The 14027-nt window shown below is 63.9% G+C and carries 15 protein-coding genes and 1 pseudogene; 6 read left to right on the forward strand and 10 right to left on the reverse strand.

What is annotated here, in order from left to right; translation table 11 throughout:
* Positions 1 to 765, reverse strand: coding sequence for a transcriptional regulator FnrL (gene fnrL, locus Q0330_RS05395; RefSeq protein WP_299475589.1), 765 nt, complete (start codon positions 763 to 765; stop codon positions 1 to 3).
* Between the two features lie 37 nt (positions 766 to 802).
* Here fnrL and hemN point away from each other — a divergent pair, with 37 nt between their 5' ends.
* Positions 803 to 2161, forward strand: a complete 1359-nt coding sequence (hemN, locus tag Q0330_RS05400) for an oxygen-independent coproporphyrinogen III oxidase (protein WP_299475592.1) — start codon at positions 803 to 805, stop codon at positions 2159 to 2161.
* Between the two features lie 61 nt (positions 2162 to 2222).
* On the opposite strand, the gene Q0330_RS05405 is transcribed toward hemN, so the two are convergent.
* On the reverse strand, positions 2223 to 3473 hold the full coding sequence (locus tag Q0330_RS05405; protein ID WP_299476072.1) for a helix-turn-helix domain-containing protein: 1251 nt from the start codon (positions 3471 to 3473) through the stop codon (positions 2223 to 2225).
* A gap of 155 nt (positions 3474 to 3628) precedes the next feature.
* Positions 3629 to 4858 carry a 5-aminolevulinate synthase gene (gene hemA / locus Q0330_RS05410; RefSeq protein ID WP_299475595.1) on the reverse strand — a complete coding sequence of 410 codons (1230 nt, stop codon included), beginning with the start codon at positions 4856 to 4858 and terminating at the stop codon, positions 3629 to 3631.
* Positions 4859 to 5014: 156 nt separating this feature from the next.
* Here hemA and Q0330_RS05415 point away from each other — a divergent pair, with 156 nt between their 5' ends.
* From Q0330_RS05415 to Q0330_RS05430, 4 genes are all read left to right on the forward strand, one after another.
* Positions 5015 to 6397, forward strand: a complete 1383-nt coding sequence (locus Q0330_RS05415) for a dipeptidase (RefSeq protein WP_299475598.1) — start codon at positions 5015 to 5017, stop codon at positions 6395 to 6397.
* A gap of 147 nt (positions 6398 to 6544) precedes the next feature.
* Complete coding sequence (gatB, locus tag Q0330_RS05420; RefSeq protein ID WP_299476075.1) at positions 6545 to 8059, forward strand: Asp-tRNA(Asn)/Glu-tRNA(Gln) amidotransferase subunit GatB; 1515 nt, start codon at positions 6545 to 6547, stop codon at positions 8057 to 8059.
* A complete protein-coding gene (locus tag Q0330_RS05425; RefSeq protein ID WP_299475601.1) occupies positions 8056 to 8538 on the forward strand; it encodes a hypothetical protein in 483 nt (160 codons plus the stop codon). Before gatB ends, Q0330_RS05425 begins: the two co-directional genes overlap by 4 nt.
* Positions 8539 to 8652: 114 nt before the next feature.
* Positions 8653 to 9111, forward strand: coding sequence for a DUF4177 domain-containing protein (locus Q0330_RS05430; RefSeq protein ID WP_299475604.1), 459 nt, complete (start codon positions 8653 to 8655; stop codon positions 9109 to 9111).
* 12 nt (positions 9112 to 9123) lie between these two features.
* Here the strand turns inward: Q0330_RS05430 and Q0330_RS05435 are convergent, their stop codons facing one another.
* The 3 genes from Q0330_RS05435 to Q0330_RS05445 are packed head-to-tail and all read right to left on the reverse strand — an operon-like array spanning position 9124 to position 11207.
* Positions 9124 to 9456 (reverse strand): multidrug efflux SMR transporter, encoded by a 333-nt coding sequence (locus Q0330_RS05435; RefSeq protein WP_299475607.1) that lies wholly within the window; start codon positions 9454 to 9456, stop codon positions 9124 to 9126.
* Positions 9456 to 10766 carry a tRNA (N6-isopentenyl adenosine(37)-C2)-methylthiotransferase MiaB gene (gene miaB / locus Q0330_RS05440; protein WP_299475610.1) on the reverse strand — a complete coding sequence of 437 codons (1311 nt, stop codon included), beginning with the start codon at positions 10764 to 10766 and terminating at the stop codon, positions 9456 to 9458. The genes Q0330_RS05435 and miaB overlap by 1 nt, the downstream gene beginning before the upstream one ends.
* Before the next feature lie 57 nt (positions 10767 to 10823).
* Positions 10824 to 11207 carry a hypothetical protein gene (locus Q0330_RS05445; RefSeq protein ID WP_299475614.1) on the reverse strand — a complete coding sequence of 128 codons (384 nt, stop codon included), beginning with the start codon at positions 11205 to 11207 and terminating at the stop codon, positions 10824 to 10826.
* Positions 11208 to 11279: 72 nt separating this feature from the next.
* On the opposite strand from Q0330_RS05445, the gene Q0330_RS05450 reads away from it, so the two are divergent.
* Positions 11280 to 12053: an alpha/beta fold hydrolase gene (locus Q0330_RS05450; protein ID WP_299475617.1), complete on the forward strand. Its 774-nt coding sequence runs from the start codon at positions 11280 to 11282 to the stop codon at positions 12051 to 12053.
* A 91-nt stretch (positions 12054 to 12144) separates the two neighbouring features.
* Here the strand turns inward: Q0330_RS05450 and rplP are convergent, their stop codons facing one another.
* The 4 genes and pseudogenes from rplP to rpsS form a co-directional block, all read right to left on the reverse strand.
* On the reverse strand, positions 12145 to 12558 hold the full coding sequence (gene rplP / locus Q0330_RS05455) for a 50S ribosomal protein L16 (RefSeq protein WP_299475620.1): 414 nt from the start codon (positions 12556 to 12558) through the stop codon (positions 12145 to 12147).
* Between the two features lie 13 nt (positions 12559 to 12571).
* Positions 12572 to 13288, reverse strand: coding sequence for a 30S ribosomal protein S3 (gene rpsC, locus Q0330_RS05460; RefSeq protein WP_299475623.1), 717 nt, complete (start codon positions 13286 to 13288; stop codon positions 12572 to 12574).
* Between the two features lie 74 nt (positions 13289 to 13362).
* Positions 13363 to 13740: pseudogene (gene rplV / locus Q0330_RS05465) on the reverse strand (50S ribosomal protein L22); the annotation flags it as partial.
* Positions 13741 to 13745: 5 nt separating this feature from the next.
* On the reverse strand, positions 13746 to 14024 hold the full coding sequence (gene rpsS / locus Q0330_RS05470) for a 30S ribosomal protein S19 (RefSeq protein WP_147095517.1): 279 nt from the start codon (positions 14022 to 14024) through the stop codon (positions 13746 to 13748).
* Positions 14025 to 14027 lie beyond the last annotated feature (3 nt).

A 14027-nucleotide genomic window follows, 5' to 3' on the forward strand; every position in this document is an offset into this window, starting at 1 on the left:
TCAGCTCAGCATCACCGCATCGCCATCGGTGCCGCCTTCCAGCACCAGGCTGTCGAAATCCGACAGGATCACGCCGCGCTTGCCCGAAAGCTCGATCAGCCCGTCGCGTTTCAGCGCCGTCATCTGGCGGCTGACCGTCTCGATGGTGAGGCCGAGGTAATCCGACATCGCCTCGCGGCTGAGCGGCAGTTCCAGATGCATCCGGCCCTGCGGGTCTTCACCGTCAAGCACAGCCTGGCGCCGGGCCAGGATCGACAGGAACGAGGCGATCTTCTCGCGCGCCGATTTGCGCCCCAGAAGCAGCAGCCATTCGCGGGCCGCGTCAAGCTCATCCAGCGTCATTTCCAGAAGGCGCGAGGAAATGCGATGATCGTCGCGCATCATCTTCTCGAAGGGTTGGCGGCGGAAGCAGCACAGTTCCAGATCGCTGGTCGCGGTCACCGTATAGGTGGCGACGCGATGCCCGGGACGGCCCAGAAAATCGCTGGGCATGAGCAGCCCGACCATCTGGATGCGCCCGTCGTCCAGCATCCGCGTCAGCGTGGCCACACCCCGTACGATGGAGGCGACGAAATCCATCTCGTCCCCGGCCCAGACGACGACCTGCCCGGCCTCATAACGGCGATAGTATTTCACTGTTTCGAGGCATTCGAGATAGCGCGTGTCGCAACGCGCGCAGACCGCCCGTTCATGGATCGGACAGGTCACGCAACTGGGCCCGCAAGGGGCAGCGGTGAACTCAGCTATGGCGGCCTTGACTTGCATCAATGTGTTTTCCTGTTCGCCGCATATTCCTACGCAGATGGAACACGAATCGCAACTTGCGCGGCTGGGACTGTTTGACGCACGGGTGCCGCGCTATACCTCATATCCGCCGGCCACGCAGTTCAAACCGGGCATCGGTCCCGCCGAGGTCGAGGCTTGGCAGGCGGCGATCCCGGCAGGCAGCGCGATCTCGCTTTACATGCATGTGCCCTTCTGCCGCCGGCTGTGCTGGTTCTGCGCCTGCCGCACCCAGGGCACGCAATCGGACGATCCGGTCCGGGTCTATGCCGAGACCCTGCTGGCCGAGCTGGAACTGCTGAAATCGCGCCTTGCGCCCGGCGTCCGGCTGTCGCGGCTGCATTGGGGCGGCGGCACCCCCACGATGATGCCGCCCGATGTCATGCGCCGGGTGGCGGCTGCGGTCTTCGACGCCTTCCCGCTGGCGGAGGGGGCCGAGTTTTCGGTCGAGATCGACCCGAACGAGATCGACGACACCCGCATGGACGCCCTGGCTGAGGCCGGGCTGACCCGCGCCAGCATCGGCGTGCAGGATTTCGATCCAGAGATCCAGGCCACCATCGGCCGCGAGCAGAGCTTCGAGGTCACCGCCAAGGCGGTCGAGATGCTGCGCGCCCGTGGGATTGCCAGCATCAATGCCGATATCCTGTTCGGGCTGCCGCATCAGGACAATCGCCGGATCGCGGAATCGGTGCAGCAATTGCTGGCGCTGTCGCCCGACCGGGTGGCGCTTTACGGCTATGCCCATGTGCCCTGGATGGCCAAGCGGCAGGTGCTGATCCCGACCGAGGCCCTGCCCTCGCCCGAGGCGCGGCTGGCGCTGTTCAACACCGCCCGCGACCTGTTCATGGCCGACGGCTATGCCGAGATCGGCATCGACCATTTCGCCCGCCCCGATGACGGGCTGGCAAAGGCGCAGGCGGCGGGGCTGATGCGGCGGAACTTTCAGGGCTATACCGACGATCAGGCCGATGTGCTGGTGGGCATCGGCGCCTCGTCGATCTCGCGCTATCCACAGGGCATCGCCCAGAACGCGCCGGCGACCGGCGCCCATGTGAAGGCGATCCGCGACGGGCGGCTGTCGGTCACGCGCGGCCATGCCTTCACCGCCGAAGACCATTGGCGCGCCCGCATGATCGAGGCGCTGATGTGCGATTTCCGCATCGACGCGGGCGAAATGTCGCGCCGCTTCGGCATGGGCGATGAGGCGCTGAAGGCGCTGTTCGCGCCCATTACCGCGCGGTTCGGCGAGATGGTGCAGCTTGACGCGGATGGCTCTCTGGCGATCCCGGTTCGGGCAAGGCCGCTGACGCGGATGATCGCGCGGATGCTAGACGCCTATGAGATGGAAAAGAGCGGCCATTCCCCGGCGATCTGAATCGTCGAGGATGCGCCAGCAACAGTCTGATTACATGTAGGGATCGACCGTGCGCCCGGGCTTATTGCCCGAGCGGCACCGGTTGGGCGATGCTGGCATCGAGCGGCATCATCGCCGGCTCGGCCGAGGCGACCGAGATCATCTCTCGCAGGTCCTCGTCCTTCGACAGATCGGCAAAGGCATAGCGCGCGGTCAGGTTGGCCGGCGAAAGCTCCAGGTTCTTCACCACCTGTGCGCCGGGCGCGGCCGGGCCATAGGTGCGGCCATTGACGGCGAAATAGACCGCGCCGGAATTGCCCGCGCGCAGGATCGGCGGCGATTCCAGCTTCGGCATGGCGAAGCGTTCGCCCGCATCCATGGTCTTTTCCAGAAGCACGGTGCCATCGGCCGAAGTCACCCGCACCCAGGACGGGCGCACGGCCAGGATTTCGACCTCGGGGGCGTCGGGGGCGACGGTGCGTACCGCCATCTGGTCAGCCGGCAGTTGCGGCCCGTAATCGGTCCCGAGCGCCATCTGGCGTGGCACGGTCGGCGCCATCGCGCCCGCCACCGTTTGCGCGGCACCGCTTGCAGGGGCCACCACCGCCGCCAGTTCCTCAGCCGTGGGCAGTTCGGGATCAATCGAGGCAATGGGACCGTCCCGCGCCGTCAGGACCGGAATTTCAAGGACTTGCGGCCTGTAGATGCGGTCGATGCCTTCTGGTTGCGGCAGGTTGACCGCCAGATCGCCGACTTCCTCCGTAGCGGGCTGTGCCGTGCTCTCGACCGGATCGAGCGCAGCGGTCACGCCGGGGGCCTGATCGCTGGGGGTCAGATTGACCTTCTGCAATTCCTGCAGCACCGACCAACCGCCATAGCCAAGGCCCGCGACAAGCGCGATCAGCACCATGACCGAGCCGATGGCGCGGGGTTCTACCGAAGACCAGAAGGACTCGGGCTGCGGAATGAACAGCGCGCGCGGATTGGCCAGGGCCTCTGCCGGGTCCGAAGGACGGCGCTGCGGCTTCGGCCCCGACGCGACCGGCGACATGCCATGCGGGGGTTTGAACCCCGATTCGTCACAGAAACGCGCGAAGACGATATCCGGGTTCATCTTCAGATAGCGCGCATAGGACCGCACATAGCCCGAGATGAAACTGGGCGCATCGAAGGCGGAGATGTCGCAATTCTCGATCGCGGCGATATAGCTGGCGCGAATGCGCAACTCTCGCTGCACGTCCAGCAGCGACTTGCCCATCGTCGCACGCTCGCCCCGCATGAGATCGCCCAGACGAATTTCGAAATCGTCAGCATCGGCGCCCGCGAGCACCATATCGTCATGCTTTGCCGAAGCCTTTGCCGGCAGCCTGATCATTCCGCCCGTCCTAACATTAACCTGCCTGTCGCAAGCCGCGAATCGCAAACCTGCATCGTATGATTAAGGCAAGGTTATCACAGAGGCGAGAGACGTTCACCCCGCATCGGGGTTTACGCAACCGCAACCGAGCGATTTAGCTGGCATTGTGACCAAAGCGCGTCCATCGCGTGCACCAGACCGTCGATCTGGTCGGGCGAATGCACCGGCGACGGCGTGAAACGCAGCCTTTCGGTGCCACGCGGCACGGTCGGGAAGTTGATCGGCTGCACATAAACGCCGAAATCGCGCAGCAGCATGTCCGACAGCGTCTTGCAATGCACCGGATGGCCGACATGGACCGGCACGATATGGCTGCCGTGGTCGATGATCGGCATTCCCAGCCCTTTCAGGCGCATCTTCAGGATCTTCGCATGAAGCTGCTGCATGTCGCGCAGCTCCTGCCCCGCATCCGACTTCAGGAAGGCGATCGAGGCCGCCGCCCCGGCCGCCACGGCGGGCGGCAGCGAGGTGGTGAAGATGAAGCCCGGCGCATAGGAGCGGATGGCATCGACCATCTTCGCGCTTGCCGCGATATAGCCGCCGAAAACCCCGAAGGCCTTGCCGAGCGTGCCGTTGAAGATGTCGATCCGGTCCATCAGCCCGTCGCGCTCGGCCACGCCGCCGCCACGGGGGCCATACATGCCGACGGCATGGACTTCGTCCAGATAGGTCAGGGCGCCGAATTCCTCGGCCAGATCGCAGATCGCGGCAATGGGGCCGAAATCGCCGTCCATCGAATAGATCGATTCGAAGGCGATCAGCTTCGGCGCCTGCGGGTCGTCGGCTTCCAGCAATTCGCGCAGATGATCGAGGTCGTTATGGCGAAAGATGCGCTTGGCACCGTCGAAGCGCTTGATCCCCTCGATCATCGAGGCGTGGTTCAGCGCATCGGAATAGATGATCAGGCCGGGGAACAGCTTGCGCAGCGTCGAAAGCGTCGCGTCATTGGCGATATAGGCGCTGCTGAACACAAGCGCGGCTTCCTTGCCGTGCAGATCGGACAGCTCGGCTTCCAGCTTCTTGTGATAGACCGTGGTGCCAGAAATGTTGCGCGTCCCGCCCGAGCCGGCGCCGGTTGCATCCAGCGCCTCATGCATGGCGGCAAGCACGACCGGGTGCTGGCCCATGCCAAGGTAATCGTTGCCGCACCAGACGGTGATTTCCTGTTCCGAGCCATCGGGCCGGGTCCAGACCGCATGTGGAAAGGCGCCCTTGCGACGTTCGATATCGATAAAGGTGCGGTAACGACCTTCTTCGTGTAGCTTACCGATAGCCTGATCGAGGGCTGCATCATAATCCATCGCGGGGTCCCTTGCCTTGCTTGCTGGGGGCGATCATGTCAAATCACTCGGACCTCACATTGATAAGGGTCAATTGCGCGAAGTTACAGTGCGAATTTCCGCCGATATGCCAAACAATTCCGTGCTTTAATCCCAAGTGAAACAGTCAGGAAACCCATGACCGACCATAAGCTTGACCAAATTCTCGACCGTCTCGATGCCGGCCTGCCCGCAGCGCTTGACCGTCTTCTGGGGTTTCTGCGCATCCCCTCGATCTCGACCGATCCGGCCCATGACGGCGATGTTCTCGATGCCGCGACCTGGCTGACCGACGAATTGCGAAACCTCGGTTTCGCCGCCGAGATCCGCGAAACCACGGGGCACCCGATGGTTGTCGCCTCGACCCCGCAAGGCACTGAAAGAACGCTGCTTTTCTATGGTCATTACGATGTGCAGCCGGTCGATCCGCTGAATCTCTGGACCCGCCCGCCCTTCGAGCCGGCCATCGAGGACACACCCGATGGCCGCGTCATCCGGGGGCGTGGCGCCTCGGACGACAAGGGCCAGTTGATGACCTTTGTCGAGGCCTGCCGGGCCTGGAAGGCGGTCCATGGCGAACTGCCCTCGGGGCTCACCCTGCTTTTCGAGGGCGAGGAGGAATCCGGTTCGCCCTCGCTCATCCCCTTCCTGGAAGCCAATCGCGACGAGTTGTCGCAGTCGCTGGCGCTGATCTGCGACACCGGGCTTTATTCGGACGGTCGCCCGGCGATTTCCAGCCAGTTGCGCGGTCTGGTGGGCGAGGAGATCGTGGTTCACGCCGCCAATCAGGATCTGCATTCGGGCAGTTTCGGCGGGCTTGCCGCGAACCCGATCCAGATCCTCTGCAATGCACTGGCAGCGCTGAAGGACGAAAACGGCCGCGTCACCCTGCCCGGCTTCTATGACGGCGTGGAGGAACTGTCCGACACGCTGCGGCGCGACTGGGAGGCGCTTGATTTCGATGCCGGGAAATTCCTGTCGCGCGTCGGGCTGAAATATCCCGTCGGCGAAAAGGGCCGCACACCGCTGGAAATGGTCTGGAACCAGCCGACGGCGGAAATCAATGGCATCTCCGGCGGCTATACCGGCGACGGCTTCAAGACCGTACTGCCAGCCGAAGCCCGCGCCAAGGTCAGCTTCCGCCTGACCGGCACGCAGGACCCCGAGAAGATCCGCAGCGCCTTCCGCGCCCATGTCCAGAGCTTCATCCCCGCCGATTGCCGGGTCGAGTTCCACGAACATGGCGGATCGCCCGCCGCTGTCATGGACCTGTCGGACCCGGGCTTCGCAGCGGCGAAACAGGCGCTTTCAGAGGAATGGGGTCGCGAGGCGGTTTACATCGGCATGGGCGGCTCGATCCCGATTGCCGGGGATTTCAAGCGCATCCTCGGCATGGATGCGATGCTGGTCGGCTTCGCGAAAGACGACGACCGCATCCATTCCCCGAACGAGAAATACGATGTCGAAAGCTTCGCCAAGGGCGCGCGAAGCTGGGCGCGCATCCTCGCCGCACTGCGCTGAGGCATACGCGCGGAAAGGCGGCGCATCATGCTTGCGCCGCCATCCGACTGGGAAACATTGGCCCGCAAGCCGAACCTTGCGGGCCCGACCACTTGCCCGCGCGCCCTGCCCGGCATAGAAACCGGGGCGACAAGACAGGACATGACCATGCTCGATCATCTCGAATTCACCGCGCCTGAACCGAAAACCATCGCCGGTGCGACCTCTGACTGGGAGCTGGTGATCGGGCTTGAGGTTCACGCCCAGGTCTCCTCGAACGCCAAGCTGTTTTCCGGCGCACCGACCACGTTCGGGGCGGAACCCAACAGCAATGTCGCTTTTGTCGATGCGGCCATGCCGGGGATGCTGCCGGTCATCAACGAATATTGCGTGGCCCAGGCGGTGAAGACCGGGCTGGGGCTGAAGGCCGAAATCAACCTGTTCAGCGCCTTCGACCGCAAGAACTATTTCTACCCGGACCTGCCGCAGGGCTATCAGATCAGCCAGCTTTACCACCCCATCGTCGGCGAGGGCGAGATCATCGTCGACATGGGCCCGGGCGTCGCCCGCAAGGTCCGTATCGAGCGCATTCATCTGGAACAGGATGCCGGCAAGTCGATCCATGACATGGACCCGAACATGTCCTTCATCGACTTCAACCGCACCGGCGTGGCGCTGATGGAAATCGTCAGCCGCCCCGACATTCGCGGCCCCGAGGAAGCGGCGGCTTATGTGTCGAAGCTGCGTCAGATCATGCGCTATCTCGGCACCTGCGACGGCAATATGCAGAACGGCAACCTGCGCGCCGATGTGAACGTCTCGGTCTGCAAGCCCGGCGATTACGAACGCTTCATCGAAACCGGCGATTTCGGCGTGCTCGGCACCCGCTGCGAGATCAAGAACATGAACTCGCTGCGCTTCATCCAGGCCGCCATCGAATACGAGGCGCGCCGCCAGATCGGCATCATCGAGGATGGCGGCAAGATCGTGCAGGAAACCCGGCTCTATAACCCGGATGACGGCAAGACGCATTCCATGCGCTCCAAGGAAGAGGCGCATGACTATCGCTATTTCCCCGATCCCGACCTGCTGCCCTTGGAAATCGAGCAGGCATGGGTCGATCAGATCGACGCCACCATGCCGGAACTGCCGGATGCGAAGAAGGTCCGCTTCGTCAAGGATCTGGGACTTTCGGAATACGATGCCGGCGTGCTGACCGCCGAGGTCGAGAATGCCGATTACTTCGAGGCCGTGGCTGCGGGCCGCGACGGCAAGATTTCCGCGAACTGGGTCATCAACGAGCTGTTCGGGCGGCTGAACAAGGAAGGTCTGAGCGTCGAGACCTCGCCCGTCAGCGCCGCACAGCTTGGCGGCATCATCGACCTGATCGGCAAGGGCGACATCTCGGGCAAGATCGCCAAGGACCTGTTCGAGATCGTCTGGACCGAGGGCGGCGACCCGGCCGCGATCGTCGAGGCGCGCGGCATGAAACAGGTCACCGATCTGGGCGCCATCGAGGCCGCCGTCGATGAGATCATCGCCGCCAACCCGGCCCAGGTCGAAAAGGCCAAGGCCAATCCGAAACTGGCCGGCTGGTTCGTCGGACAGGTGCTGAAAGCCACCAGCGGCAAGGCCAACCCGGCGGCGGTGAACGATCTGGTGGCGAAGAAGCTGGGTCTGTGACAGAGACTGACCGCTGGCGTCTTGCCGCGCTGTATTTGCTGATGACCGCGCCATTTTGCATGGCAGTGGCATTCGAGGCCGTTCCGCTTCCCGAAACCGGTTTGAAGCTGGTTTTCTATGGGGCACCGATTCTGGCGGCGGCGATCATTGGCATGGTCTTGCGGCGACGGCTGGGACATTTCCCGAAATGGCGAGAGCGTCATCCTTACAGTCGCGCCATGGCCTGGCTCTTATTCCTGTTCGTCTTTCTGGTTATCATGCTGCTGCCCTACGGCATGGTCGTGCAACGGAACTGGGCGGACGGCTTCTGGTCCATCGTGATCACAACCATCACCGGATTCTTCAAGGATGCCCTCCTGCTCGGTCTTCTGTCACTTGCGGCCTTGTTTCTGATGTCGCTGGCTCAGGCGGAAATCGGGTTGCTCGCAGGCTCGTGGATCGCGGATCGGATCGTCCGGCGGCGCGGTTCCGCCGAATAGCCATCCGGTCGGGCGAACCTGACCCGAAAGGCAGGCGAAAATCTGCGCAGGCGGGCTTGGCATGGCCGCGCCGAGCGGCCTATTCTTCGCCCGACCTTCGAAGAGGATGTGCCTTTGTCCAGTTTTCAATATATCGCGATCCCGGCCCCGATGCGCAGCGAGAAATCGAAAAGCGCCAAGACCCCCGCCGACCGCTATGCCGCGACCCTGACCGAGGCGATCAATTCGATGGCCGTCAACGGCTGGGAATATCTGCGCGCCGAAACCCTGCCTTCCGAGGAGCGCAGCGGGCTGACCGGGCGCACGACGCTGTTCCACAACCTGCTGATCTTCCGCCGCGCGGTAGAGGCCGCAGCCCCGGCCCATATCCCCGCTGAAACCGCGACGCCGCGAATCGAACCGGCCCCGCCCCGGCCAGAGGCCGCGAAGCCTGCCCCGGCCCCGGCCCCGGCCCTCGCCCCGGCGGAACCCTCGCCGGTGTTTTCGGAAAAGATGCCCGTGAGCGAACCGGTTGCCGAAAAGCCCGAGGCAAAGAAACCTCTGGCCGAAACCGCCGAAAAGCCCGCCGGCTGAGATCCGGCCCGCCTAATGCGGGCCGGCACCGGAAAACAGGTTGATGACGACGACGCCCGCCGCGATCAGCGCGATCCCGGCGACGGCGGCTGTATCGAGCCTCTGGCCCAGAAACACCGCCCCGATCAGCGAGATCAGCGCAATCCCGGTCCCCGACCAGATCGCGTAGACGACACCCATCGGCATCTGCTGGACGACGACCGACAAGGCATAGAAAGACAGCCCATAGCAGATTGCCATGATCGCGGTCGGCAACAAGCGCGAGAATTGCGCCGATTGCTGCAATGCCGTGGTGCCGATGACCTCCAGCAGGATCGCCCCGCCCAGCCAGACCCAGACCGGCATCAGATCAGCCTGCCGGCAAGCGAGTTGGGCGCGGAATGGGTGATCTCGACCTGCACCAGATCGCCGACCTTCGCGTCGGGCGCCTCGACGAAGACGGAATGCAGGTAATCGGACTTGCCGACCAACTGCCCGTCCAGCCGGCCCGGCTTTTCGAACAGCACACCAAGCCGCCGCCCGACCATGCTTTCCTGCGCCGCTTTCTGCTGGCGGCTCAGCAGCGCCTGCAATTCCTGCAAGCGCGCATCGGCAACGTCGCCCGGCACCTCCTCGCGGCCTGCGGCAGGCGTGCCGGGGCGTGGCGAATACTTGAAGCTGAAGGCGGTGCCGTAACCCACATCCTCGATCAGCTTCAGCGTGTCGCGATGGTCCTGATCGGTCTCGCCCGGGAATCCGGCGATGAAATCCGAGGTCAGCATGATGTCGGGCCGCGCCGCGCGGATACGCTCGATCAGGCGCAGATATTCGGCGGCCGTATGCTTGCGGTTCATCGCCTTCAAGACCCGGTCGCTGCCCGATTGCACCGGCAGGTGCAGATAGGGCATCAGCTTGGGCTCATGCCCATGCGCCTCGATCAGGTCATCGGTCATATCGTTCGGATGGCTGGTCGTATAGCGGATGCGGTCGAGCCCGTCGATTTCCGCCACCGCCCGGATCAGCCGGCCGAAATGCCATTCCTGCCCGTCCGCGCCGACCCCATGCCAGCCATTGACGTTCTGGCCCAGAAGCGTGATCTCGCGCACCCCGCGTTCGACCAGATCGCGGGCTTCCGACAGGATGCGTTCGACCGGGCGCGAGACCTCGGCCCCGCGCGTATAGGGCACCACGCAGAAGGCGCAGAACTTGTCGCAGCCCTCCTGCACGGTCAGGAAGGCGGTGGGCGCGCGGCGGGTGGCGCGCTTGGGCAGGTGGTCGAACTTGTCCTCGGCCGGGAATTCGGTCAGCACGCGCGGGCCTTCGCCGCGCGCCATGGCCGGCAGGTGGTGATAGCTTTGCGGGCCGACGACCAGATCGACCAGAGGCATCCGGTTCACGATCTCCTCGCCCTCGGCCTGGGCGACGCAGCCGGCGACGGCGATCTTCAGATCGGGCTTTTCGGCCTTGAAGGGCTTCAGCCGGCCCAGATCGGAATAAAGCTTCTCGGCCGCCTTTTCGCGGATATGGCAGGTGTTCAGCAGGACCATGTCGGCCTCGCCCTGATCCTCGGTCAGGACATAGCCGTCCGCGCCCATCGCCTCGGCCATGCGCGAGCTGTCATAGACATTCATCTGACAGCCATAGGTCTTGATGAAGAGCTTCTTCTGTTCGGCCATGTCGGGTTCCTTTGCAGCGCGCGTCATAGCCGAATCCGACGGCAAAGAGAAGCGCCGCTAAAGGTAACCCTGCCAGACCAGCACCCAGACGATGCCGATGCCCAGAACCAGCAGGCCGAAGACCACGGAGGCCGCGAAATTCGTCGCCTTCTCCTGCATCCGCGTGATCCGACCGAAGGGTTTCAGATAGGCGACCAGATCGGCATGGGCCTGTGCGGCGGCACGGAAATCGGTCTGGCGGGCGATCTTCGGGGCATTGGTCACCATCTCGGCATCGCGCAGCGCCACGGCCTTCTTGTAGAGATTGCGCGGCAGCGCCCCTCCGCGCCGGCGCAGCATGGTGTCGAGGTCGATCGCCTCGCCCCGGCGCGCGCCGCCAAGACGCGTGGCCATCAGCACCGCAACTTCCTCGGCCCAGCTTCTCACGTTCAGCGGCGTCATCCTGTCCCCCGTATCCTGGCGCGCAGCATAGTCGGGCTGGCGGCGGCATTCCAGCCCGGCTAAGCTGGCATCATGAAACTGAACACGATCATTTCGGGCGAGGATCACGGGCTGCCGCCGGTGCTGCTGGCGCATGGGCTTTTCGGATCGGCAAAGAACCTCGGCGGGTTGGCGCGGCGGCTGGACGATCATCGCAAGGTCATCTCGGTCGACATGCGCAATCACGGCGATTCCCCGCATGATACCGATCATTCCTATCCGGCGCTTGCCCGGGATCTGGCCGGGGTTATCGCCGAACATGGCGGCATTGCCGATATCGTCGGGCATTCCATGGGCGGCAAGGCGGCCATGGCACTGGCGCTGAACCATCCCGAGATGCTGCGCCGGCTGGTGGTGCTGGACATCTCGCCCATCGCCTATCGCCACAGCCAGCAGGAATATGTCGAGGCCATGCAGGGGCTGGACCTTGCCGGCGTAAAACTGCGCTCGGAAGCCGACCGGCGACTGGCCGAAACCGTGGATGATCCGGGCGTGCGCGCCTTCCTGCTGCAAAGCCTCGATCTGAAGGCCGAGCCGCCACGCTGGAAGCTGAACCTGCCGGTGCTGTCGGAGCAGATGGGCCTGCTGACCGGCTGGCCCGAGGACCTGCCGACCGGCGCGTTCACCGGCCCGGCGCTGTTTCTGGCGGGTGCCGCATCGGATTATGCGCGCGCGGGCAGGAACGCCGATGCGATCCACGCCTATTTCCCGCAGGCCGAGCTGCGCTATATCGCCGGCTGCGGGCATTGGCTTCATGCCGAGGAACCGAAGCTCGTGGCCGATGCGGTGGCGGATTTCCTGGGCTGAGCCCTCCGCCCTTTTCGCCGCTTCCATCCTATACAAAAAAAACCCCGCCGTTTCCGGCGGGGTTCTTCGTTTCAGATCGCAGAGACCGGGATTACCAGTCCGAGCGCTCGACGATGCGGGTCATGACCGGCAGCTTCATCGCGCCGAGACGCAGGGCCTCGCGGGCGATGGTGTCGCTGACGCCGTCGATCTCGAACATGATCCGGCCGGGATGGACGCGGGCGGCCCAGTAATCGACCGAGCCCTTACCTTTACCCATCCGCACTTCGGTCGGCTTCGAGGAGACCGGAACGTCCGGGAAAATCCGGATCCAGACCCGGCCCTGACGCTTCATGTGGCGGGTGATCGCGCGGCGGGCCGCTTCGATCTGGCGCGCGGTCACACGCTCCGGCTCGGTCGCTTTCAGGGCGAAGGAGCCGAAGTTCAGCTCGAAGCCACCCTTCGCCTCGCCGTGAATCCGGCCCTTGTGCTGTTTGCGGAACTTGGTCCGTTTCGGTTGCAGCATTGTTTCCTACTCCTTACCGGGCGTCGCGGTCGCGACGCGGGCCACGCGGGGCCGGACCTTCCTGCGCCTCGGCGGCCTTACGGTCGCGGGCGGACGGATCATGTTCCATGATCTCGCCCTTGAAGATCCAGACCTTGATGCCGATGATCCCGTAAGGGGTCATGGCTTCCGCCAGCGCATAGTCGATATCGGCGCGCAGGGTGTGCAGCGGCACACGGCCTTCGCGATACCATTCGGTCCGCGCGATCTCGGCACCGCCCAGACGGCCGGCGACGTTGACGCGGATACCGAGGGCACCCATGCGCATCGCGTTCTGAACCGAGCGCTTCATGGCACGGCGGAACGAGACCCGGCGCTCAAGCTGCTGGGCGATGGATTCGGCCACCAGCTGGGCGTCCAGTTCCGGCTTGCGGACCTCGACGATGTTGAGGTGCAGTTCCGAATCGGTGAACTGGGCAAGCTTCTTGCGCAGAACCTCGATATCGGCGCCCTTCTTGCCGATGATGACGCCCGGACGCGCGGCGTGAATGGTCACGCGGCACTTCTTGTGCGGACGCTCGATGATGACGCGGCTGATGCCGGCCTGCTTGGCTTCCTTCTTGACAAAGTCCCGGATCTTCAGGTCTTCGAGCAGAAGATCGCCGTAGTCCTTGTCATCGGCATACCAGCGGCTGTCCCAGGTGCGGTTGACCTGGAGGCGCATCCCGACGGGGTTTACCTTCTGACCCATTACGCTTGCTCCTCTGCGGTGTCTGCCTTGGCGGTCTTGCGCGAAGCCTTCTTGGCTTCGGCAGCAGCCGCGGCAGCGGCCGGATCGACCTCACGCAGCTTGATGGTGATTTCCGAGAACGGCTTCATGATCCGGCCATAACGGCCACGCGCCCGCGGACGGCCGCGCTTCATGACCAGGTTCTTGCCGACCCAGGCCTCGGCGACGATCAGGTTGTCGACATCGAGGTTGTGGTTGTTCTCGGCGTTGGCGATGGCCGATTGCAGGCACTTCTTCACATCGCCCGCGATGCGCTTGTGCGAGAAGGTCAGGTCCGACAGGGCCTTTTCAACCTTCTTGCCGCGGATCAGGCCGGCGACGAGGTTCAGTTTCTGCGGGCTGACGCGCAGCATGCGGGTCTTCGCCATCGCCTCGTTCTCCGCCACGCGGCGCGGATTCTTTTCCTTACCCATGACGATTACTTCCTTTTCGCTTTCTTGTCGGCCGCGTGACCGTAATAGGTCCGGGTCGGCGAATATTCACCGAATTTCTGACCGATCATATCCTCGCTCACATTGACCGGGATATGCTTCTGGCCATTGTAGACGCCAAAGGTCAGACCGACGAATTGCGGCAGGATGGTCGAACGGCGCGACCAGATCTTGATGACATCCGACTTGCCCGACTCGCGGGCCTTCTCGGCCTTCTTCAACACGTAAGCGTCGACGAACGGGCCTTTCCAAACAGAACGTGCCATGGA

It is taken from the genome of uncultured Paracoccus sp. (assembly GCF_937873615.1).
Lineage (GTDB): Bacteria > Pseudomonadota > Alphaproteobacteria > Rhodobacterales > Rhodobacteraceae > Paracoccus.